The organism is Agriterribacter sp. (genome assembly GCF_035445465.1).
GTDB lineage: Bacteria > Bacteroidota > Bacteroidia > Chitinophagales > Chitinophagaceae > Agriterribacter.
Genome location: NZ_DAOMQT010000010.1, coordinates 101,694 through 125,590 on the forward strand (window position 1 = coordinate 101,694; position 23,897 = coordinate 125,590).

The following is a 23,897-nucleotide window of genomic DNA, read 5'->3' on the forward strand; positions in this document are numbered from 1 at the left end:
TAAAAAGTGACAAGGAAAAAAGTCTAATCTAAAAACACAATTTGCAACTGGCTGACAAACAGCAACTTTACTAAGATGTCATTGGCACGTGTCTCCACGAGCCGGAAAGGTGAGCGAAAGTATGTGTATTCCTGCATCAGATATGTCCAGGTTCATTACCGGCTGTAATTTGCCGGTGAGCAAAGGCGCAGCGCTGGGATACAGAAGGATTTATTAAAAACTCCTCCGCTTCTTTATTCTTCCACCATTATCACCATCCTGTCAATCTCCATAGGATGGAGGTTGTCTGATGTGACCCGGATATATAGCTTACCGTCATTAGTATCCTCACGCATCACTAATATTTTTATCCACTTGCCTTCAGCTGGTATATCCCCGGTGTCTATCTCGCGGCCTTCAACATTTACAGTTCCTTTATGTACTAATCTTTTAGGGTTTATAAAATGCAGATATACATATCCCTTTACGCCTTGCGGCGGAGCAATATTTATACTCATCGTTTTACCCAGCCAGCCATGTAACCCTTCTTTTTTGTAAGCCCCGGCGCCATTAACAGTATAGCTGAACCCTTTATCTATTGTAACCTTATCAAACTTTGCTTTCCAGGCATTGCTTTTTTCACCGGCATTAGCCCCTGCTTCTACATAAAGCGAGGCATCTTTAAAGGTACCGGATACCGGTGCTTCGCTAATTGCAACGGGAACACTTACTACAATTTGTTTTAATTTATCCACAGGTAAATCACCTGCCGGGCTAAACGCTTCACTTTTCATGTACTCTGTTAAACTATAATACAATTGATTTGCTATCGCATTTCCAGGCTGGTTGAGGTTATACCCGCAAACCAGCAACTTTCCGTTACCCACTTTCGTTTCAAAAATACTTCCGAGTTTTTCATTAAAATGAAAATCAGATATGGGCTGCGCCAGTGGCTTAAAACCGCCAGGCATATCTGATAGTTTAAAATACTTTGCCCCGGCTGAAATGGGGTACCATTGCCAGTTGGAAAAATAGCGGGTTGGAAAATGTTTGAACGCAGCACTTTTTTCATTGATCAGCAAACCTAATGTTGCATTGTTTTGTCCCGGGAAAAAACTGGAAGACCAGAACAACGGGAAAAAATGTACCGGATGCGATGTAGCTTTTGTGCCCACTTCATGAGCTAATAATAATACTTTGCCCCCCACCGATAAAACACTATCTGTTTTATTATTCCATTGACTTGTAACATATATACCGGCAGGGGTAATTTCTTCATGTAAGGGATATATAAAAAACTGCCAGCTATTGCTATAGGAATTATCTTCAAAAAATAACCGAAAAGTATATTGTGCGGCCTCATTTGAAAAAATAGCGCAAGGCAGCAGCAGGCTATCAGCGAACGTGAGTTGCCCTTGTGGAAACTGGTTTCGTTTAGCCAATCCTTTTTTTATAACTGTCCCTTTGTCATTGATAAACTCCCAATGTAAGGGTTGCCGCAAGGCCGTTTTATAATAATTTGCCAGTTCTATTGATAAGGCAATCGTATCATTATTAGTATATGTAAAACTTTTAGTGCGTATCAATGGCACTACGGCATTGCTGTGTTCACGAAACTGTTCAGGAGTAGTTATCTTTTTGTCATCCCAAAATGCATCCAGCCAGCCTACCAATGCTTCCCCCTGCCCCTGGTAGTCCTGCATACTCAGTAACTGAAACCCAGCGCTGGATGGGGCTAATAAAATATTTTCGATGAGGTTTTTATACAATAGCTGCTGTAAAGCCCCACTGGCCTTATGAAAATCCTTATCCTGGCTTGCAATACCGTTTTTTTCCGCTATCTTCTTAAAGCCTTCCAGGTTTCGGGCCTTTAAAACACCTTTGTATTTATCTATTTCACTCCATTCCGGATATACAGGGTACTGCCCTACTTCATGAGCCATAATAGGAATAGTAGCTTGTCTGTAATTTTTCTCCAATCCTGCATCGGTTTTGTTAGCGCTGTTTCCATAAGTGCCTCCTATCCCCGGAATTTGGTGTGTTGCGTTATAATCATCAATCGGCATAATCTTTCTGGCTGTAGAAACAGCATATAATCTGCGTGGATCTTCAGCCTTTGCTTTTTTGATCCATGTTTCCATAATATCAAAATCAGAATTACCCAGTTCATTTCCGATACAGAAAAAAACAAAGGAAGGATGGTTGCCATACGCATCTAATATCCGCTTCATTTCCGCCTGCACGAAAGCATCTGCATCGGGGTTCTTTCCCAAGCCATCGGGTAAACCCTTTGTGTACATTTCTGGCCTGTTTTCCGGTGTAGCTGTCATCCACCAGTCTATCCATACTATTTCCGCCTGTATATAAATGCCCACTTTATCTGCCGCGCGAAAGGCAGCTTCAGGCGGGCACCATGAATGGAAACGGACCATGTTTAACCCATATGATTTGTAGATTTTAAAAATTCGCTCCCACTCCGTTTCATCACATGAAGGATACCCCGTGAGCGGAAAATGGACACAATCCAAATTACAACGCATGTATGATATGTTATCATTCACCAATATTTTATGCCGGGTAGTAGTAATTTTCCGAAAACCGATTTTATCTGACCAATACGTAGTTTGCTTACCCTGTTGCAACCGCACATTCACTTCATATAACGCAGGGGTAAATTCATCCCATAGTTGCAGTCCCTTCAAATCCTCTAAGATGATATTGATAGTTTGTTCGCCGGGTTTTGCGTTAATTTTCTGGCTTATTGTTTTTATTAATTTACCAGTCTCTGTTTCCTTAACCTCAGCTTTTATGTACAATGGATTTTGTAAGCCGGATGTGTTTTGCAAAAATGTTTCTAATCGCAGGCTGCGCTTATCTATGTCGGGATAGGTCTTAACGGCGGAAATATTCAGCCCGTCCACTTTATGCAATTCAATACGGCCCACTATGCCATTCCAGATACTTTGGGTGTACGCTGTGTAGCCGTGACCTTTATCTCCGATGTCATGAATAAGATCGTTATTTATACGAATAGTCAGTATATGATTACCGGGAGATAATATACCCAGGTTGTGTATATGGGGAACATATAAAGGCGAAAGCGCAGACAGTTCCTTTCCGTCTATATAAACTTTACTTTCCCACAAAACCCTTTCCAAATAAAGCATAACAGCCTTCCCCTTCCATGATGGTGGTATTTGTATGGTTCTTTGATACCATGCCGGACCAATGTATTTATGAGCCCGGGTTAATATGCCATAGTCAGAACCGGTAGTTGGAATACCGTAACCCGCTTCATCGGTTGTACCGGGCAATTGTATAGATTCTGGTAATGTTGTAGCGGCCCATTTCTCCTTATATCCGGCGCTGTCCGGATCCAAAGCAAACCGCCAGGTGCCAGCCAGTGATATTTTATCCTGTGCCACGCTCTGGTTAATAAGAAAAAAAATGACAAGCAGGATAGATAAAACACGACGATTATCTCTTTGCCATTGTAAATAAACTATTTGTTTTCTCTTTGCCATAGTTTAGGCATTTCTATAAATGATAAATTTTAAATTGTTGTCCGGGTAAAGTGCAAAAAGCCTTTAGTAGCCTGGTTTTGCCTCACCCCAACCCCTCTCCGCCCGGAGAGGGGCTAAAATCCTCTCCCATACTAGCTTTCATTTCCCGCCGTGGTTCGTGTCCGCACTATAACCGTAAACTTAAATAAAAAGAAACCCTCGTGGTGGTACGTGAGACACATACCACGGCGATTGATAGTGGTACGTGAGACACATACCATGGTGATTGGTGGTGGTCACGTACCGCGGTGATTGCCCCGGCACGTGTCTCCACGTGCCGGAAAGGTAAAACTGCAGTTTCCTCGTTTCGCTGCCCGTCATGCTAAGGTCGCTGACAGCACATCGGCAATATGGATGGTTTTCAAAGCCAGCTTATGTTTCCGGATGTACCCATCCAAATGCAGTAAACAGGATAAATCTGTAGAAATAATATATTCAGCTCCCATTTCAATTGCATTTAACACCTTTTGTTCTCCCATTCCAATAGAGATAGGTTCAAACTTCACCGCAAAAGTGCCGCCAAAACCACAACACACTTCGCAATCCGGTGCCTCAATCAATTGCAGTCCTTTCACATGCCGCAGCAATTTTCTTGGAGCATCCTTTATGCCACACTCCCTCAGGGCGCCGCAGGCATCATGATATACAGCCGAAGCTTTAAATTCAGCTCCAAGATCTTCTACATTCAAAACAGTAGTCAAAAATTCCGTAAACTCATATACAGGCAATTGCTGATGATGCATTTCTTTTTCATGTCCGTTATTCTCGAGTACCTTACCATAGTAATTTCTTACAAACCCGATACAGGATCCGCTGGGTGCTACAATGTATTCATTTTCTGAAAAGTCGCGAACAAATTTTTCAGCAACACTCCTGCATTCATCCCAATACCCGGCATTGTATGCGGGTTGCCCGCAGCAGGTTTGTTCCGCATTGTAATGTACCGTACAGCCTGCCTTTTTCAATACCTTTATCATATTAAAAGCAGTTTGTGGATACAACTGATCTACAAAGCAGGGAATAAAAAGACTAACATGCATACACAATAGTATTGATCAAGGGCAGAAGTAAACCACTCACAATCCCTTGTAACTTTTGAAATAATTATTGGCCGGTTGCTTTCCACAGCTCATTAAAAGTTTTGGGAGCAAAGTCCGGAAGGCTCCTGTTATCACCCCAGCTTTTCCGGAAAAGGAGTTTAATCATAAAATTTTTAATCCTGCCATTTGTCATGTTCATCATTGCACGGCTCAGGCAGGCCTTTTTCCATAGCAACCATCCTAATTTTTCACTACGGGAACCGAAATGGGCCTTTACCGACTTATTGCGGTTATACAACAAGAGCTCGTGTAGATTAATATGAACCGGGCACACTTGTGTACAAGCCCCGCAAAGCGATGAAGCATAACTGAGGTGCTTATAAGATTTAAGCCCACTCAGATAAGGGGTTATGACCGAACCGATAGGCCCGCCATAGGTAGCTTTATACGTATGCCCCCCAATATTTTTGAATACCGGACACACATTTAAACAGGCTCCGCAACGTATACAAAACAAACTTTCCCTTGCTGTAACATCGGCAAGTATATTGGTCCTTCCGTTATCCAGCAATATCACATACATATCTTCGGGACCATCTGGTTCATTTTCTTTCTTTGCACCGGAAAAGATGGTATTGTAAACCGTTACCTGCTGTCCTGAACCATGCGTTGCCAATAAAGGCCAGAACAAGGCAAGGTCGCTTACAGACGGCAATATCTTTTCAATACCGGTAATGGCAATATGCGTTTTAGGAAAACTGGTACATAATCTTGCATTCCCTTCATTTTCTGTTACCGCCACAGCGCCGATATCAGCCAGTAAAAAATTTACCCCGGTAATTCCAATATCCGCCTCCACATACTTTTGACGAAGTAGTTGTCTGGTAAATAATGTAAGCTCCTCAGGAGCCAAACCGGGTGGTGCATTTAATTTTTCATGAAATAACAGGGCCACTTCCTCCCTGCTTTTATGCATTGAAGGTGCTACCATATGATAAGGCGCCTCTCCGGACAATTGCTGTATATACTCACCAAGATCCGTTTCCACTACTTCAATACCATGCCGCGATAAAAAAGGATTCAAATGAATTTCTTCTGTAACCATGGACTTACTCTTGACAACACTTTTAGCCTGTTTCTGTTTGCATATTTGTAAAACCGCGTCTAATGCCTGTTGCGGATTTTCTGCCCATATTACTTTGCCTCCCCTTTCTGTAAATTTTTTTTCAAATTCCAGCAGGTATTTATTTAAGTGCTCAATCGTTTCCCATTTTATGTTTTTGGCTCTTTTGCGCGCTGATTCCAGACCCGGGAATACATTTTTCCCTTTCTGAAAAGCAATATCTGATTGCATCAGGCTATAGTTAATTTTCCGCCTGTGCTCCAGGTCAGTCGCTTTTATCCTGCTTTCCTCCTGGAATATTTTTTCCTGTTCATGCATGTGGAATGGTTTAATGGCGTGATCAAAATCTATTCCGTATGAAATACTTCATCCATCGGTGACCATATTTCTCCTGCTGCAGCGGCATCGGACAATGGCTGCTGACAGGGGTCAGTTTCTTTCCACCAACGTTGTGTTACCGCATCGGATGCCATTTTTTTCATGTCCAGCTCATAATTATCTCCTATGTATTCATAATAGCTGAACAAATAGTATTTATCCTCTATTTTCTTAAAATAAATTGAATAGTTACGGATATTACATTCTTTAATTTTTTTTAGTACGCCCTCCCATGTATTGGCATGGAGTTCTTTATAATAAGCTATCTTCTCTGGTTTAAGACCGGTAACCATTCCTATCCGAAGTGGCTCTTTTTTTGTTGCTTCAGTTCGTGTGTCCTGATCTGTTGCAGCAGCGCCCGTTTCACGGCAACTGTAAAAAGATAACGCTGCAAACAACAGGACACAAGATGCATAGTATCGCATTTTCATTCAATTTAAAGGTTTACAAAACGTTGTTATTCCGCTACTATCCAAAAAGCATATACAGCATAACCACACAGGCAACCAATAATGCCGATAGCCATTTATAATTTCCCAATCCTTTCCATCCTTTGCTTTGTAAGGGCTCCCAGGGAGACCGCCAGAATAATGTTTTACTGTCTTCCGTATGCTGTACAGGATACGCAAACGACAGCAGCACCTGCATCACCAGGCATGCGCAAAACAGGTAAAAAGCCATCATCATAAATGGTATCTTACCTATGATGCTTAATGGAAGCAGCTTATTAATAGTAAATACAACTACGCCGAGCAAAGAGCCCATCCATAAAGTATACTGAGCTGATTTGGCTGATGCCTTTTCCCAGAATATTCCCAATAGAAAAACACAGGTAATTGGAGGTGCAATATGTGCAATGATATCATTTAACCCGTTAAACAAGCTCTCATAGCTATTAAGCAACGGCAATAAGGCAACAGAAAATATAAGAGCAACCACCACTGCTATACGCCCCAACTTTACCAACTGCTTATCTTTTACACCAGGTCTAAACCTTTTAATGAGGTCATAACTTACAAGTGTTGAAATGGAGTTCAGCGCTCCTGATACCTGGCTCATTAAACCGGAAAGCAATGCAGCTACTACTATTCCAATTAAACCAGTTGGTAATAATTGGGTGATCATGAGCGTATATATGCCTTTACTGTTCACGACCGCTTCGCCAGACGCAGTAACAGTGGTGATGGAGCTAAGATCTATCAAACCTTTTTGCGCCAACCCATAGGCCATTAAACCCGGCACCACAAAAATAAATACAGGCAGTATTTTAATAAATCCGCAAAAAAGGGAGCCTACCCGTGCGTGGTTCTCGTCTTTCGCTCCCAGAACCCTCTGAACAATAGTTTGATCAGCGCACCAGTACCATATCCCTAATACCGGATACCCAAGCAAAACAGCGTACCAGGGCATCTTGCTGCTATCGCCATGGGGTCTGAGCATTGAAATCTTTTCCATAGCCTGGTGCTCTTCCAGTACCTGAACCAATGAGGTCCAGCCGCCCAGTTTTAACCATGACGCAGCGGTAATAACGATAGCCCCTGCAACCAATACTATGGTTTGAATAGACTCTGTTATTACAACAGCCCTTAAGCCTCCAATGATGGTATACACGGCTACCAATACGGAAATTACCGTAACACTTACGTACATATCAATTCCGAAAAGCGTTTCTAACACAATTCCCCCTGCAAGCAATGAAAAGGCAATATGGATAATAACCGCCGATACAATTGAAATAACAGTAAGCCAGTCACGGCAGGCCGTGTTATACCTTTTTTCCAAAAAAACAGGTAAGGTAGGCACTTTAGACCTGATATAGAAAGGAACAAAAAACAATGCCAGTAAAATAAGGGTAAATGCAGCCATCCATTCAAAGTTGCCATTCAGCAGTCCCGTATCAAACCCTGACTGAGCAAGGCTCACAAGGTGAATACAGGATATATTCGTAGCAAATAAAGCCAATCCTATTACCGGCCATCTTAACGTTTTTCCAGCCAGGAAATACTCATCAGAGGCACTGCTTCTGCTCTTCTTTCTTTTTCGTAAACCAGCCCATAGGCCTACGAAAACAATAATGAGTATATACAAAATACTAATGATCAGATCAGGGGTTTTAATCATCTGGCAAGATTCAAATGTTGGATAAGCACTATAAACAGGAAATTAATCTAACAGGAAATATTTCATCAGCGTTTTGTGTATACAGCAAACTTCCTGATTTTCTTTTCTGCACTACGCTTTGTTATTATCAGCCTCACCTGACTCGTTTCTACAGGTTCAATAGCTTCCAGGCGCCTCCTTCCAATGCTTAGGCCTGAAGTTATCGTTTTCCATTGACCGGCAATATATGCTTCTGTTTTATATTGTTGTATAAATTGTCCGTTGTGGATGTCTTCTTCTATTTCAATCAATCCCACCCTCTTTTTTTCAGACATGTGTAAATGAATGGTATCTCCCACTATGTTTTGATTTGCTTGTGCCAACGGATCAGCGAACATGCTATTTATTTTTTTCCCAAATTCATACAGGCTTTTTACTTCAGCAGGCGGAATTATTCCGCTGGTATCGGGTGTCATATTAATAAGCAGGTTAGCACCACGACCGATAGACTCAAAATAGGTTTTAGTCAGAAAGTCCATATTCCGTAATGTTTTGTCAGAATCCGGAACCCAAAACCACGTGTCGCGTGTATGAAGGCAGGCTTCAGCAGGTAACCATCCTGCATTCTGCGGGCCTACCCAATGAGACAATCCCTCTCCTGGTTTTACTACATTCCATAACGGATACGCAGCCCATCCCTGCTCGCTTCCCGACCAGCGTATATCCGGCCGGGTGCCACCCATAATTACAGCGCCGGGTTGCAAATGCTTTACCATAGCGTGAATGGCATCACCAAATGCCGTACCCAATGGCTTCATCGTTTCAGGATCCATTACATCCCAGCCAAAAGGGTCATAGGCGCCGTCAAACCACAGATATGAAATTTCACCATAGTTGGTCAGCAGCTCTCTCAACTGTTCCAAAAACACCGGGAAATATTTATTGATGTTGCCAACTAACTTTCTTTCTCCCTGAGGATCCGGGGTGCTGGTGCAGCCAAAATGTTTATCGCCTCCGGATACATAAAGCCCCACTCTAACGCCATATTTCCTGCAGGCCTTCACAAATTCACCTACTACATCGCCCTTCCCGTTTTTCCATGACGATTGCTTAACGGAGTAATCGGTTGTTTCAGTAGGCCATAAACAATATCCATTATGATGTTTGGCTGTTAAAACGATATGCTTGGCGCCAAAAGACTGGGCTGTCTTTACCCATTGATCTGCATCCAGCTTAGATGGATTAAATAAATCAGCAACCGGAACGGCAAGCATATCAGATTTGATATAGGTAGCCGGTCCAAAGTGAATGAAAGCTCCGAGCTGCTCCTGCTGATACGTTAATTGTTGCGGAGACGGTTTCGTTTTTATTTCATTGTGAACATTTTGATGTTGCACCCCGCCTGAAGGCGCGATAAGAACCGGCGCCCAATTGCCTTTATGATCGGGCGATACAAAGGTTTGCTTTTGTGTATCCTCAAAAAAATACGCAAATAACTGTGCCGGGGTTCCATCATAGGTAGCCCATTGCAAATCGCCTGCAGTTGTTTGATCACTTCCCGTAAAATACAATATGGTTTGCCCGTTATAATAACACAATTCAACATCAGAGGCATTGCTTTCGGGTATTCCCGGATCAATCAATGGAATATTCCGAATGGAAGGATCGAAGGTTATAAATGGCCGGCTGGCAGGTGCGTCTTCCCAGTTCACCAGGTCCTTTGACCGGGTAATCCGGGTTTCGTAACCCATTTTAATATTTTCAAGATATAAGGTATAATACCATCCACCTTCATAGTATAAGGCAGGCCCGCCAACATATTTATCTTTTCCATAAACAGCGCCGGGAATTTCTTTCCAGTTCACCAGGTCGTCTGATGCAAGATACCTGAACGTAAAGGGCTTCCAGGTGGGATCATTGGTTTCGTACAATAAAATGAATGTATCTTTCCCCCGGGTTACGGCAGTATTGTAAAAGAACTCCCTGGGATTAGCTTTAAATACGGTAACAGGCTTTGTCCATTTTTTTAAATCAGCAGAACTTGTCATTGTAATTTCCGTCATCTGCCGCCACGGTTTTCCCTGCCCGTAATTACCGGCAAAAATATATACCCTGCCGTTGTGTGTTAGTACGGTTCCAAATCCATGATTTTTTAAAGCAACGGATACAATCTTTCCGGTAGCAACATCTTTGATCCGCACTTCATCCTCATGAAACAAATCGCCCGGTTTGGCGCCCTTTACATCCCAGAAACGCTGGTTGCTCTCCATGAGGTATAACCGGTCATTAAAAACAAAAGGAGATGATTCCACCAGCGGCGATCCCAGGCGGCCTTGTTTAACGATGGGATTTGTCCAGGTTGATTGCGCCGATACACAACCTATACTCCACAATAAAATACCCAACAGGGAAGCTCGTTTTGCAAAGATTCCGTTCATCATTTTTTTATTATTATGCTTTCTGATTAATAAAAAGTAAATATCCACTTTCAGAATGAGTTTGTAAATAGAATATCGGGCTTTTTGGCTGGACTATTCTATTTATTCATCACTGCTATCTTTAGTTTTTTAATTACCTATAGAATAGCGCGTAGAATGGTCCTTATGTTTAATCTTAATAACCCTACTGCAAATGAGTAGCGACGCGTTATAAGTCAATACTTACCGATTATAAATTTATAAGCTTTGGGATTTATTAAAGGCTCTTTATCCTCCCTGATCATTTTCCACTTTTCGATTGGTTCATGTTCAATGTTAAACGCTTTTTCAATTACAAATGATTAAACAAAGAAGAAATTATGCTCGCTGTAATCTATTCTATAATGTGAATACTTTTAATCTACCCAAAAAACTGAAAAACTCTTAATAATCGGCTCGGCAGTTGCTTTTACAACAACTAAGCGTATTTTGGTGCATTCAGTAGGTTCAAACTGCTGTATACGTTTATGCCCTATCGATTGTCCATCGCAGATTGTTTTCCATTTATTCTTTATAAAAGCCTCAACTCTATATTCACGAATGCGCTCTCCCTGACGAATGTCTTCCTGAATTATAATATGATTAATTTTTTTTGTACCATATAGTTGGAGTGTAATCCTGTTACCCTTTCCTGAGGTTTTAGCCAATGGGTTTGAAAATCTTCTACGAATTTCATTACCCCATTCTTGCAAACGCTTTACATCTGGTTCAGGTAATAAGCCATCGGCATCAGGTGTTAATCCCATAATCAAAGTAGAGTTTCGCCCAACGGATTTATAGTACATATCCATCAACTTGTCAAGCGACGAAACATGAGATTCACAACCCGGATCCCAAAACCAGTCATGGCCATCATTTGATCCTCGTAGTGGGGCATCGGACATGGCCGGCATCCAGTACCTACCATCCGGATCACCTACTTTAAGTATCTCATAATTATTTTTGGATACTATCGGATTAAATGATTCTCCTGCTCCAAATGCATAAAACGGAAATGTCGCCCAGCACGGATAGTTTACGGTGCCCGACTCTGAGCCTCCCCACCTGACTTCGGCTAATTGCCTGTTATGGTAGAATATACAATCGGGCTGATATTGTTGTACAATCGGCAATACGTCCGGAGCTCCGGAAGCAGGATGATCTGCTCCTCCATCGAACCATATCTCAAACAGGCTTCCATAACGAGTACAGATCTCTTTCACCATGCCTTCAACCATTCTGTTGTACCATTTATGGCGGTTTTCTCGGAACTCGCCCTCTCCATTTAATTTGAAATCATGTACACCAAAAAATGAATTCCATCGAATACCTAAATATATGCCCGGCTTAATACCATACTTGCGGCATGAATTCACGAAATCGCGCACAATATCACCTTTCCCATTTTGAAAATTCAACGCCTTCATGGAATAAGGGTTCACATCCGATTGATACAAAGCAAAACCTGATTCATGAGTTGCCGTTAATAAAGCAAATGTAAAACCAGCATCCTTTGCAGCTTTAACCCATTGGTCAGTATCTAGTTTTGTAGGATTAAATGTCTGATAATCCTTAACCGGGTTGATACGAATATTCTCCTGTATGTATTTTTGCCCATCAAAAATATGCAGTTCGTAATGGAATATCGCTCCAATTTCAGCTTCTTGCCAGGCGAGTTGCCTTTTATTTGGGAGCACTAACTTATCTACCCGTACTGGTAAAAAAGCAATATACGATTCATCATCTTTCTGCACTGTCACACTTACCACCCGCGGATCATCTTGTTCACAATAAACAAATGGCCTTTCTATTTGGCTGGGATGAAGCGTGTCCTTATGTTGATACGGTATTACTTTGGGCATCAACACATATTCTGTTGCTTTCTTCCAGTCGATGCCATCTGTGGAGCTAATCATGCCGATAAAGCTACTCGAAGGGAAAACAGCATAGTAATGCTTTCTTTTTTTGTCGTACCACGTAGATATATCATCGGATCTCATAAAATCAGTCAGCGGTTTTTTCTGCAATTCGAAAGGTCCAACCGGAGAATCGGAAAAGGCTATTAACTGGTTACGGGGTACGTCAGTTATATCTGTTTCAACATCTTCTACGATAAGGCAATAGCCTCTGTCCTCTTTTTGTATAATGTCACTGCTTATTTTTAAGGTTGTGGTTGACCCGGAAATTCCTATAGGTGAATCAGCGCGTTTCCATGGACCATTGGGAGAGTTTGCAACAGCTACACTAATTCGTTGACTATTATGCAATATTCTCCATTTCGGATCGGATGGTCCGGCCTGCAGTATTTTTTTCAGATCACTAAGGGTATATGTTCCATCCCTATAATTAATAGAGCTGTAATAGAGATAATATTTACCATCAAAAAATTTAATCTTTGGATTATGAGTCATGACTGAATCCCATTGTTCTTTGCCACCACCTTGTAATACGGTTTCTTTATATTCCCATGGACCTTCAGCCCTATCGGCAATAGCATGGGCTATTTCAGAAAAAACTATCCAGCCTGAAAAGGAATATTCTTTTTTCCAACGGGAGTAAAAAAGATGGTATTTCCCATCATTACCTTTTATAATGGAAGAACCTGAATGGTAGTAGCCATCCGTTTTAAAAATATTGTCTTCCGTAATGGGTTGTAACTTGTCTTTAAAAAAAAGCACGTCTGGAACACTTTGACCAAATAGCCAAAGAGAATTGACAAAACAGGTTACAAGCAACAGGTATCTTTTGATATAATTGATCATAACTTCGTGTATAACTTATTTTTTAATTTGCTGGCAGGCAATTTCAAGTTACATGCCTCACTTTCATTTACCAGGCAACTGAAAAAAGTCTTTATGAAAAAACCCATGTCCGAGCAATTTGCTTACAATTCTATTGGTAGATCTTGATGATTATTTAGCATTAGTTGATTAACTTATCTGGCCATAGAACCTTTTTATTTGTTTCACGATATGTAGGCATCTGAGCATTCCATTTTTTTAATTTTTTCGTTAATACCTGCGCTAAATGTTTTGTTTTTTGACGGTATTGTTCTGACAAGTCATATAATTCTCCAAGATCGTTTTTTAAATTAAAAAGTTCGAGCTTTTGTTCTTTCATTAAATAAACCAATTTCCAGTCTCCTTGTCGTATCGCACTGACATAACTAATGGCGGGGCCTGGCTGCATTATGAATTTATTGGGAAAATGCCACACTATAGCCCGGGTAGTATCATTGTATGCAGGGTTTCTTAAAACAGGTACAAAACTTTTCCCGGCAATTTCCTGAAGCGTACTATAGCTTTTTATCTCAGCCATTTCTAAGATGCTCGGAAAGAAATCTTCTATAATCAGATATTGTTCAGATTTGCTACCTGGCTTCACTACGCCGGGCCATTTTACTAACATTGGCACACGAATGCCACCTTCGTAGATCGATCCTTTACCGGCGCGAAGTGGTAGATTATGTATATATGCATTACCTCCTCGTGGCGGCACAAATGTAAGTCCCCCATTATCGGACATGAAAATGATGATTGTGTTTTTTTCCAAATTATGGTATTCTAAATAATCCATAATGTCACCTAAACTTTTATCCATGCCTTCTATCATACTGGCATACTCCGCTTCGGATTTCGAAATACCCATATTTGAATATTTCCGATAGAATCTTTCATCTGCGGTTAATGGTGCATGAACCGCGTAATGAGCCATGTGAAGAAAAAATGGTTGATTCTTACTTACAGGCTCATTCAATGATTTGATAGCTTCGCGGGTAAGCGCTTCCGTTAAAAAAACGGGAGTACCGTGATACTCCTCCAAATCTGGGACTGAATGAGGGCTGGTGCGCCCCTCCAACTTACCAAAATTCTCTTCGCCCAAATAACTTTGTGGATGGCCTGCAGCGTGTCCTCCTTTATTAACGACAAACCCGAGATTATGGGGATTTGATCCAGATGTACCTGTTGATCCCCAGTGAGCTTTACCAATGTGAATGGTATAATACCTCTCTTGTTTGAGTAATTGAGGTAGCGGAGTTGCATAAGCCGTACCTGATACTTTCTTATCAGTGCTCAAGCCGTCAAAATTCCAATCAATTGGCAGAAATGTACTATCAATAACATCGGATGTTTGGCCCTTTTGGATAGTTGTCCAACTCGTAATACGGCTTTGGGCGGCATTCATCCCGGTCATTAAGGCAACTCTTGTGGGTGTACAAACGGAGTTAGCATAGGCATTTGTAAGCTTTATCCCTTCTCTAGCAAGGCGCTCCATATTAGGGGTGTGGTATAACCTATTGAAAGATGTTACACTATCCCCAAAGGGAACAGACGTATCCTGCCATCCCATATCGTCTATCATAAATATGATAATATTAGGAGGTTTGGATACTTTCTGTTGCCCCTTAACCGAAGTAAAAATAAGCATCAGGAAAAGCACAGAAGAACTAATCTTCAGAATCAAAATTCTAGTATAATACATGCTATTTTATACTTAAATTATAAATTGATACTCTCTATTATTCGCTATTCATGTTATATGCTAATTCATACTGATGTAGTGAATCTGTATTATAACCGGGCAGCGAAAAAGGATATTGCAGATATTGTTCATCGGTACTTTTAGGATGCCAGGGTGAATAACTTTGCACTTTTATCTTATTTTTTGAAGGAATAAATTGAAGTATCCTTAGCCAGCCATCATGACCCTCCCCGCTTAAAAGTTGAATTACCTGATTTCCATTATCACCTCTACTTATCATTAAGCCCTTGTGCGTATTGTCATTGGTCACGTGTCCGCTTAAAACCAAAGAAATATTAGCATGTTTCTTAATTAATTTATTCCATATTTCCTCTCCTGTATTTCCATTTGCGGGTAAGTACCCAAATCCACCCGGATAATCCCTTCTATCATCAGCTAACATATAACTGTGCGTAATAATAATAGCTCTTTTAGATGCATATTGCTTTAATATGCTCTCTGCCCAATTCAACATCTCATCTGTCGGTGCTACAGCCAAACTGATAATAATAAACTCTAATCCCCCTTCTTCAAAAAAATGGAAAGAATTATCATAATCATCTGCCATTCTTCCCCCATACCATTTTTGAGTTTCAAACCGGCTAAAGGGAAAAAAATGATTAAAATTTGTTGTATTTCTAGAACTATCCGGTATCCATTTAGGGTTACCAGCTACCATATCATGGTTTCCAACAGCTATAACATATGGTACAGCATCATCTAAAATGCTTAAAGCATTGTTTGCATTTTCCCATTGGTATATTTCATCATCATCGTTTACAACATCTCCCATATGAAGTAAGAATTTAATATTATCTACTTTTGCACGCTCTTTTACCCATCCGGTCATTGCAGTAAAAATTTCTTTCCTGCTCGACTTTCTCCATGTTCGAGAATCTTTCGAATAAATTTGCGTGTCAGGAAAAATGATAACACTAAAAGGGCAAGGATCACGGTGGTTATTTGTACTACCATTTTCTTTTTCATTGGTTGCTTTATCCAGCCAGGAAAGAAAGTCGAAAGTATTCAATTTGAAGTCAGAGAATCCACATTTACCGATGAGGGATTCTGGTATATTTCCTCTTTTAATCAGAGGATACTCGACTATACAGACCAATCCAATACCAAGCACTACATATAGCCAAGTATCAATAATTTTTTTCATGATAATTCTTTTTTAGGAATTGTATTTTTTTCATGGATCTTTTGGAAGAAGTAAGATGATTAATTTTGCCTAAGCCCATTTATTATATAATAATAACCCTATTTCCAATTAGCATCAATTTCTCATTTTTAGTGCATTTACCTACGATGAGAAAAATTCAAAGCTTTGCGCTAATTCCTATTCAGCAGATGCAGACAGGGAGAGGTCACTTCGTCCAAATGACCAAAGGTCGTTCTTCGGACGAAGTGAGGACTAACCAACTATGAAACAAAAACCTGAAAGAAATGTTGGGTGCATTCCATTTTAATTAATATTAACTTACGTATATTAATACCCATCATTCTGTTTCAACTCAGGATTATTATCCAACTCTGCCTGGGGAAAAGGAAACAAGTAATGTTTCTGCTCAAATACCAGATTTACTCCACCCGGATTTTTGATAGTTGGAAGTTTCGTATGTGCAATTTTCCATCTTTTGATGTCAAAATAACGCAGTCCTTCCAAAGCGAGTTCTACGCGACGTTCATGTCTTATAAAATCACGAAGTGATTCTTTTGTGCTATACTTTACCCTGTCAACAGGAGGCATATTTACTCCAGGTCTGGAACGGATTTCATCGAGCGCATCATATATACTTGCCTCCGGGCCGCTGGCTTCATTCTTTGCTTCGGCATACATCAGCAAAACATCTGCATACCTTATCCAAACCATGTCCTGATCGGAATCTGTTTTAGCATAACTAAAAGGAGCATGTGAAAAATCAGCATATTTTCTCATTACATATCCTGTTAGTCCGGGAAGGGAGGGTTGTGGCCAACTCTCTTCGGCTTCTCGACGCATATTCAATATTAATCGTGGGTCGCGACTGGCAAATGGCGTCACCGGATCATATAGTGGAGATTCTGATATAGGCAATCCATCAACACATTCAAATTCATCAACCAGATCCTGATAGGGATTGATGGCACTATACCAACCGATCTTGACATCCATGCTTTCTGTAAATTCCGTAGGATTGGTAGGGCTAAGGTATTGTGTAGAGAATATAATTTCTGGATTGCCGCCCTGGGTAGCCGTTAAAAATATTCCTAGGTAATCATCAGCTATAGCAAATTTGCCGGACTGCATAGTCTGGAGTGCGTACGAAGCTGCTTCCTGCCATTTCTGCTCATATAGGAGTACTCTTGCTTTAAAAGCAGTGGCACTGCCTTTAACTGCATGTCCAGCATAGACTGCGTCAGGTAGCGAATTGATTGCCACATCAAGGTCTTCATGAATATAAGCAAGCACCTCAGATTTAGGGCTTTTCTCGATTTTAGCAGCTTCTGCGCTTTCTGGTCTTTCCCTGTACAGTATAACATCTCCAAAAAAGTCTACAAGGTCAAAATACATCAACGCTCTCAAAAATCTGACCTCTCCTTTATAGACTGTTTTCTTTGCCTCATCAATAGGAACGTTATCAATATTGGCAAGAAAGTAATTACAGTTTGCTATTCCCCTGTAGGGAGTATTATAAGCCATGGTTACCGCCCCTCCTGAAGTAGGACTTGTAACACCCAAAATCATCTGTTGCATATTAAAATAAGGCGACTTTGCATATGCATTATCAGAAAGACAGTCCAGCCATATCCTCCTATAGCTTAGGAAGTCTGATTGAAGCTGCCTATAGCAGCCTGCAAGTGCCATTTTTACATCGTCTTCCGTCTGCCAGAAATTGCCGCTTGCAATCTGGTCAAGCGGATGTCGATCCAGCAGGTTATCACTGCATGACAATGAGGATAGCATAATCGCAGTCAAACCGGCTACCCTTAATTTTCTGAAAACTCTCATGGATTTGATATTTTTAGTGTTCTATAATTTAACATCGATTCCGAAATTCAATATTCTTACCTGGGGGAACTGTGCGTACCGGCCCCACCCGCTGATCGTGCTGCCCGTTCTGGATAGTGTTTCCGGGTCTGCTCCTTCGAACTTTGTAAAGGTGAGCAGGTTATCTCCGGAGACATATACCGTTAGTCCCTTAGACCATATCTTATCTGCTACGCTTTTGGGCAGCGCATAAGAAAGATTTACATTTTTCAAACGCAGGTAAGAGGCATCCTGTAAATAATAGGTGGATGGATATGCAGAAACACCGCCATAAGTCCAGGATTCATAGATTGCGGGAACCGTATTGCTCGGGTTGGTTGGGCTCCAGGCATCCCGGAATTTTGCTGTTGGCGGCGTACCCTGAATAAAAGGATCAATGCCCCATCCGTTCAATGGCATTTTGTTACCCTGTGTGCCCTGGAAAAAAGCAGAGAGTGCAAAACCTTTCCATGCAGCGGTGAAGCCGAAGGAATAGGTGAAGTCTGGAAAAATACCTTTTACTGTTTTCCTGTCTTCTGCATTCACAACATCATCGCCATTCTGGTCCTTAATTTTAAGATCGCCTGGTCTTGGTGGAAAAAAAGGCTGATCAGGAGATTTATCAATATCATCCTGGCTTTGAAAAATACCTATCCATTCATACATATAATAGGAGCCATACGGCAGTCCTACCTCATTTACCCCTTTGGTAGGTGTGCGTATTTTAAGTAGTTTATTTTTAAAGGTAGAAAAGAGGAAATATGCACTATAGCTAAAGTCTCCAACCTGGTTGGCATGCCGGAGTTGTGCTTCCCATCCGATATTCTGCAGTTTTCCATCGTTGGTAACCGGACCACTTAATCCAAGGCTTCCGGGCACCGGTTGTGTAGTAAGAATATCGTATGTATTCTTTTTAAACCAGTCGAATGTAACCCCGAACAGTCCTTTATAGATATCAAGATCAACACCAAAGTTCAATACCCGTGTTGATTCCCATTTAATATTCTTATCTGTTAAACGGGTAATTATGGTAGAAGCCTGTAATGTAGATCCATAAGGATATTCAGAAAGGTTCAGGATATCCTGGTAAGGATACAAACCTATTTCCTGGTTACCCAGTGTTCCTAATGAAGCCCTCAGTTTCAGATCATCTATCCAGCTTACATTGTTCTGAATAAAATTTTCTTTTGATATTCTCCATCCCGCAGATAGGGAAGGAAAAGCACCCCATCGGTTATCTTCGGCTATACGTGAACTTCCATCATAACGGATATTGGCCTCCAGCAGGTATTTGCCCATATAATCATAATTCACACGGCCAAAATAAGAACGCAGTGCCCATTCTGTTGATGTACCTGAAAGACTTTGACCTACAGGAGATCCTGCATTGATTTCCGCCAATCCGGGTGTTGGAAAACTAAGCCGGGCACCTTGCAGGAACTGTGTTTTAAATGACTGCTGCTCATAGCCCCCCAATACTTTAAGGGTATGATATTTACCAAAGGTTTTATCGTAGGTAAGGGTTGAATAAAGTGATGGAAGCAAATTCTGGGAGTACCTGTCGGTAACACCTCCGCTTTTTCCTCCATCATCCACGTAGGCAAAATCATCTGCTCCGGGACGCTTGAAAAATTCATATTGCGGTACGACCTGCTGATGGCTCTTGTAGGTTTCGCCATTGTAGTTGAAGCCGCCCTTTACCTGCCAAACAAGACCTTTTAACAGTTGTACGTCCATATAGGCCTGAGCGTTGATAGCGTGGGAGCTGGTATGTTGATAATTGCCGGGATGGAGGTCGGTTTCGGGGCTTCTGTTATGTCCTGCCTGAGGATACGCGTAGCGTGTGATCCTTCCGCTTCCATCCGGTAGAAAGGGTGTATAGTTGGGTGCTCCCTTGTACACCAGCAAAACCACATCACTGTTTACGCTTCTTGGCTCCGCTATTCTTTTCTTAGTCATGTTGACGATCGTTCCGACCCTGATTCGTTTATTGAGCTGGGAGTTCAGGTTGAGGATGGCGTTATACCGCTTGTAGTTGAAGGAGGGCAATACGCCGTCCTGGTCAAGATACCCCAAAGAAATGCTGTACCTCGTACGATCGCTACCTCCCGAGAAGCGGAGGTTGTGGTTTACGACGGCTGCCGGGTTAAAATAATGATCCGTCCAGTTAAAGTTAGGGTATTGGGCCGGGTCGCTAGGGTTTCTATAGGCATCGATCTGATCCTGTGTAAACAGGGCGGGCTGTCCAACCCTTTCTTTCGCAGCATTGTACATGGTCATGTACTCCCCGGAGTCGTAAATAAAATCGGGAAGCCTGGTTGCTGAATGCGAACCCACATCCAAACGATATTCTAGGAGAGGCGTTCCTTTTTTTCCTCCTTTAGTAGTTACGAGTATCACACCATTAGCAGCCCTTGAACCATAAATAGCTGCCGATGCCGCATCCTTAAGTACCGAAACACTTTCAATATCATTGGGATTAAGATTGGTGATGGAACCAACAATACCGTCTACAAGTATCAATGGACTGGAAGATGCTCCAAAAGAACCCAAGCCTCTTATCTGAAATTGGGGATCATCCCGTCCGGGTGATGCCGTTGGTTGGATTACGTGCAACCCTGTAATCCTTCCCTGAAGCAGGTTTGCAGCATTGGTGGCAGGACGTTCCAACAAAGTTTTGGATCCTACCGTAGCAACAGAACCCGTAAGGTTGATCTTCTTTTGTGTACCATAACCCACCACTACAACATCGGAAAGCGTATTATCCTCAACCTTTAGTGCAATCCTAATGGGGCTGTTATCCCTTATGTTTACCTCCTGGGATTGCATACCGATATAGGAAAAAATAAGCGTAGCTGCACCGTCCGGTACACTTATGGAAAAAGAACCATCCTGCGCGGTAGTGACAATAGTATTACTGCCTTTCAATTGTACGGTTACGCCGCCCAGGACTTCACCTCCATCATTAGTAACTATACCTTTAACCACTCTGTCCTGAAAGGTTGTTCTTTCATTAAATAATTTTGATGCTGTATTATCACCGTAAAAAAATGGGGCGGCTTTAAGCGGTAATGATAATAAAGATGGCAATGCAATAAAAACTATTGCAAATAAGACTTTAGATTCCCGGGCAACACCCCAAACAAGTCTGCCCATCATTCCTGTGCATAACCGGCAGGTTTGTTTAACGGGCAGGGAAATATGTAACTTTTCCATACGCAGTTAAGTTTTCGTTTATAGTTTATAAAATAGTTACCTCACAGAATATATCCTTATATTCTGACAGATAAAAAAGTCTTAGCTTCCTGGAAAATATTTCATAGTGCAGCTACAGATATCCTCTCAAACCCTTTGCAATAGAAATAATGACGCTGGTGTAAACTTCATATAAACTGAAGAATGCAAATCGTTGAACAAGCATCTGCTATTGTATAATACCGCGGTATAACAGGAAGTAAAGTTGCTAAACTTAACAATAGGCATCAATAGAATATCTGCTTATATTACTGGATTATTCAATTATTTACAAAAGAAGGAAAGCGATCCCTGCATATATAATAAAAAGTCTCTGCATTACCTGACAAAGCCTCAACCATCATCGCAAAAACAGCATTAAAAAATACTTCATCTAAAGGGTAGATGTAAAAGCGCCAAATGATTTATCAAAGGGGAAAAAATGCATCAGTAAAAAGGCATCTGGTCCGCCGGTATTTAACAACTGGCCACCATCAAGACAGGTAAAAACCTGGACTGTTCCGGACAATCATCTGTGAAAAATAAAGGCAGCAACAACGGTTTTAAAATTCAAATATTAGGAGTAAAATTATCTACTGCAAAACCTATAGCAATAGATTCGAAACGCTATGATAACATCAACACATAAACTTCCCCGGGACCATGTACGCCCACTACCAATGTTTTTTCAATATCTCCGGTACGGCTCGGTCCGGAAGCAAATACAAGTGAGGAAGGTAAATGACCGGCCCCGTTTAACATAACAGATTCAATACTTTCCCTTAAATCAAAAACCAGTTGGCGGGCAAAAGCAATTACAATATGGACGGGTGCATATACGGGTAAAGCCCTTCCTGAAGACTGGTCGGAGCCCAACAGGATTGTTCCGGTACTGGCTACCAGGTGCATACAATCTGTGATAGCTGCATCAACATTTTGTAAAGTACCAGAGCGAATAAAGGGCCCGTTTGCATCTCCCAGAAGCCGGTTCAACGCACTATCTTTACAGCAAATATGCGTCCATCTATTTTCTATTATTAATTCACGTAATTTATTACTAAGCTCAGCGGGAGTGCCGAATAAAAAAAATTTTCCCAGCAAACCTGTAAATTTTCTCTCGAATAATTCAATCAATGACTCCTGCCCAGGTCTAATGAAAGGTTCAGCTATATCTGCACCAGGATAGGGCACGGAAGTGGGATTTGATAAAGCCTGACTAATTTTACTTAGAATATTGGTTCTTGCTGTTGAATCCTCCATAACAATAAGCCGTTGTGGCTTAAAAGTCTGCTTTTATTAATCTTTAAAAAATAGAATATTCGCCTTAAATACTGGATAATTCTATTATTGCCCGGCAGAATTCCCCTGTCCCCCTCCTATCGAATGTCGATTGATGAACAAAGCAAATCAATTTTTATTGGTCCGGCGGTATTCAGACGGCGACATGCCAATAATTTTATTAAAAATGCGGTTAAAGAAATAGGGATCTTCATATCCAATAAATGCTGCCACATCTTTTATTTTCATCTCGGTAAGGTCCAGTAACTGACAAGCTTTCTGAATTTTAAGGTTAATAAAATAATCCAAAGGGGCAAACCCTGTCTGTTTACGAAAAAGATTTGAAAAATGGGATGCTGAATAAGAAAATTTACCGGCTATTTCATCTATCCAAAGTTTTTTGTTCAGGTTTTCACGCATAAACAGAATAGCTTGTGTAATAATATTATCATCTTTTTTCTCAAAGCTGGAGAAGTTATGGTTCCTGAATATGAAAGAAGCCACGAAATGGTACAAACAAAAATTGGCGTAGCTCAGGTTATCCAGGCTGTATCCCATTTCAAGCGTATTGTACATTTCTTCCCATAAACCAATTCTTCTTTCGTCCGGACGGAGAACAGTTGGCGTCAGGAATTGCTCAAGATTATAAATTTGATTGAAGTGCGGGATTTTGGTTCCGCAAAAATGCACCCAGTATAAAGACCAGGGGTCTTCCGCATGTGCGCCATAACGAAGGTATTTATCGGTAGCGGGCAGGATTACAAATTCATTTGCCTTAATTTCACAATAGCCCGATTTGTTTTCATACCAGCCTTTTCCATTCACACAGTAGAATAAAATATTGTCCCGGCAACCCCATCTCCTTTCCCGGTAATGAAAAGAGGCTTTGGGAAAATAGCCTATAAGTGTTATATAAAGACTATTAAGTAAGGGATCATCCTCAATTCGTTCTTTCAAAAGCTTTACAGGTAATATGATTTGCTTTTCACCCATGAAGCCATCACGCCTTCTTGTGGTTAACCCCTTGTATCTGTTTTTTTCTCCTTTCATAATTATAATAGGATTATCTATCAAAGTACTGATATACTCCATTTTTTTTCAGCAGGCAAAACTGGTATTTTGTCCTATCGTTGAAGATAATTTAAATTAAATAGATGCTATTAAAAGATAAGGTTTTATTTCTAACTGGTGGATCCAGTGGGATTGGCTATG

At 41.1% G+C, this 23,897-nt stretch carries 13 protein-coding genes; all 13 read right to left on the bottom strand.

Annotation, left to right across the window (positions count from 1 at the left end; translation table 11 throughout):
• Nucleotides 1–233: 233 nt before the first annotated feature.
• The gene (locus PLE34_RS07760) at nucleotides 234–3,503 is read right to left on the bottom strand and encodes a DUF8487 domain-containing protein (protein WP_324555600.1); all 3,270 of its coding nucleotides are present in this window, start codon (nucleotides 3,501–3,503) and stop codon (nucleotides 234–236) included.
• A gap of 356 nt (nucleotides 3,504–3,859) precedes the next feature.
• Entirely contained in the window at nucleotides 3,860–4,582 is a 723-nt protein-coding gene (locus tag PLE34_RS07765; protein ID WP_324555602.1) for a (Fe-S)-binding protein, read from the bottom strand.
• Nucleotides 4,583–4,646: 64 nt separating this feature from the next.
• Nucleotides 4,647–6,023 carry a LutB/LldF family L-lactate oxidation iron-sulfur protein gene (locus PLE34_RS07770; protein ID WP_324555603.1) on the bottom strand — a complete coding sequence of 459 codons (1,377 nt, stop codon included), beginning with the start codon at nucleotides 6,021–6,023 and terminating at the stop codon, nucleotides 4,647–4,649.
• 29 nt (nucleotides 6,024–6,052) lie between these two features.
• The gene (locus PLE34_RS07775) at nucleotides 6,053–6,508 is read right to left on the bottom strand and encodes an L-rhamnose mutarotase (protein WP_324555604.1); all 456 of its coding nucleotides are present in this window, start codon (nucleotides 6,506–6,508) and stop codon (nucleotides 6,053–6,055) included.
• Nucleotides 6,509–6,551: 43 nt separating this feature from the next.
• Complete coding sequence (locus tag PLE34_RS07780) at nucleotides 6,552–8,204, bottom strand: sodium:solute symporter (RefSeq protein ID WP_324555605.1); 1,653 nt, start codon at nucleotides 8,202–8,204, stop codon at nucleotides 6,552–6,554.
• A gap of 65 nt (nucleotides 8,205–8,269) precedes the next feature.
• Nucleotides 8,270–10,624: an alpha-L-fucosidase gene (locus PLE34_RS07785; protein ID WP_324555606.1), complete on the bottom strand. Its 2,355-nt coding sequence runs from the start codon at nucleotides 10,622–10,624 to the stop codon at nucleotides 8,270–8,272.
• A gap of 392 nt (nucleotides 10,625–11,016) precedes the next feature.
• Nucleotides 11,017–13,401, bottom strand: a complete 2,385-nt coding sequence (locus PLE34_RS07790; RefSeq protein WP_324555608.1) for an alpha-L-fucosidase — start codon at nucleotides 13,399–13,401, stop codon at nucleotides 11,017–11,019.
• Between the two features lie 160 nt (nucleotides 13,402–13,561).
• A complete protein-coding gene (locus tag PLE34_RS07795; RefSeq protein ID WP_324555610.1) occupies nucleotides 13,562–15,121 on the bottom strand; it encodes a sulfatase in 1,560 nt (519 codons plus the stop codon).
• Between the two features lie 37 nt (nucleotides 15,122–15,158).
• A complete protein-coding gene (locus PLE34_RS07800; RefSeq protein ID WP_324555612.1) occupies nucleotides 15,159–16,325 on the bottom strand; it encodes a metallophosphoesterase in 1,167 nt (388 codons plus the stop codon).
• 327 nt (nucleotides 16,326–16,652) lie between these two features.
• Complete coding sequence (locus PLE34_RS07805; protein WP_324555614.1) at nucleotides 16,653–18,155, bottom strand: RagB/SusD family nutrient uptake outer membrane protein; 1,503 nt, start codon at nucleotides 18,153–18,155, stop codon at nucleotides 16,653–16,655.
• Between the two features lie 21 nt (nucleotides 18,156–18,176).
• Nucleotides 18,177–21,389, bottom strand: a complete 3,213-nt coding sequence (locus PLE34_RS07810; RefSeq protein ID WP_324555616.1) for a SusC/RagA family TonB-linked outer membrane protein — start codon at nucleotides 21,387–21,389, stop codon at nucleotides 18,177–18,179.
• 645 nt (nucleotides 21,390–22,034) lie between these two features.
• Nucleotides 22,035–22,667 carry a LutC/YkgG family protein gene (locus tag PLE34_RS07815; RefSeq protein ID WP_324555618.1) on the bottom strand — a complete coding sequence of 211 codons (633 nt, stop codon included), beginning with the start codon at nucleotides 22,665–22,667 and terminating at the stop codon, nucleotides 22,035–22,037.
• A gap of 147 nt (nucleotides 22,668–22,814) precedes the next feature.
• Entirely contained in the window at nucleotides 22,815–23,735 is a 921-nt protein-coding gene (locus PLE34_RS07820; RefSeq protein WP_324555620.1) for an AraC family transcriptional regulator, read from the bottom strand.
• Nucleotides 23,736–23,897 lie beyond the last annotated feature (162 nt).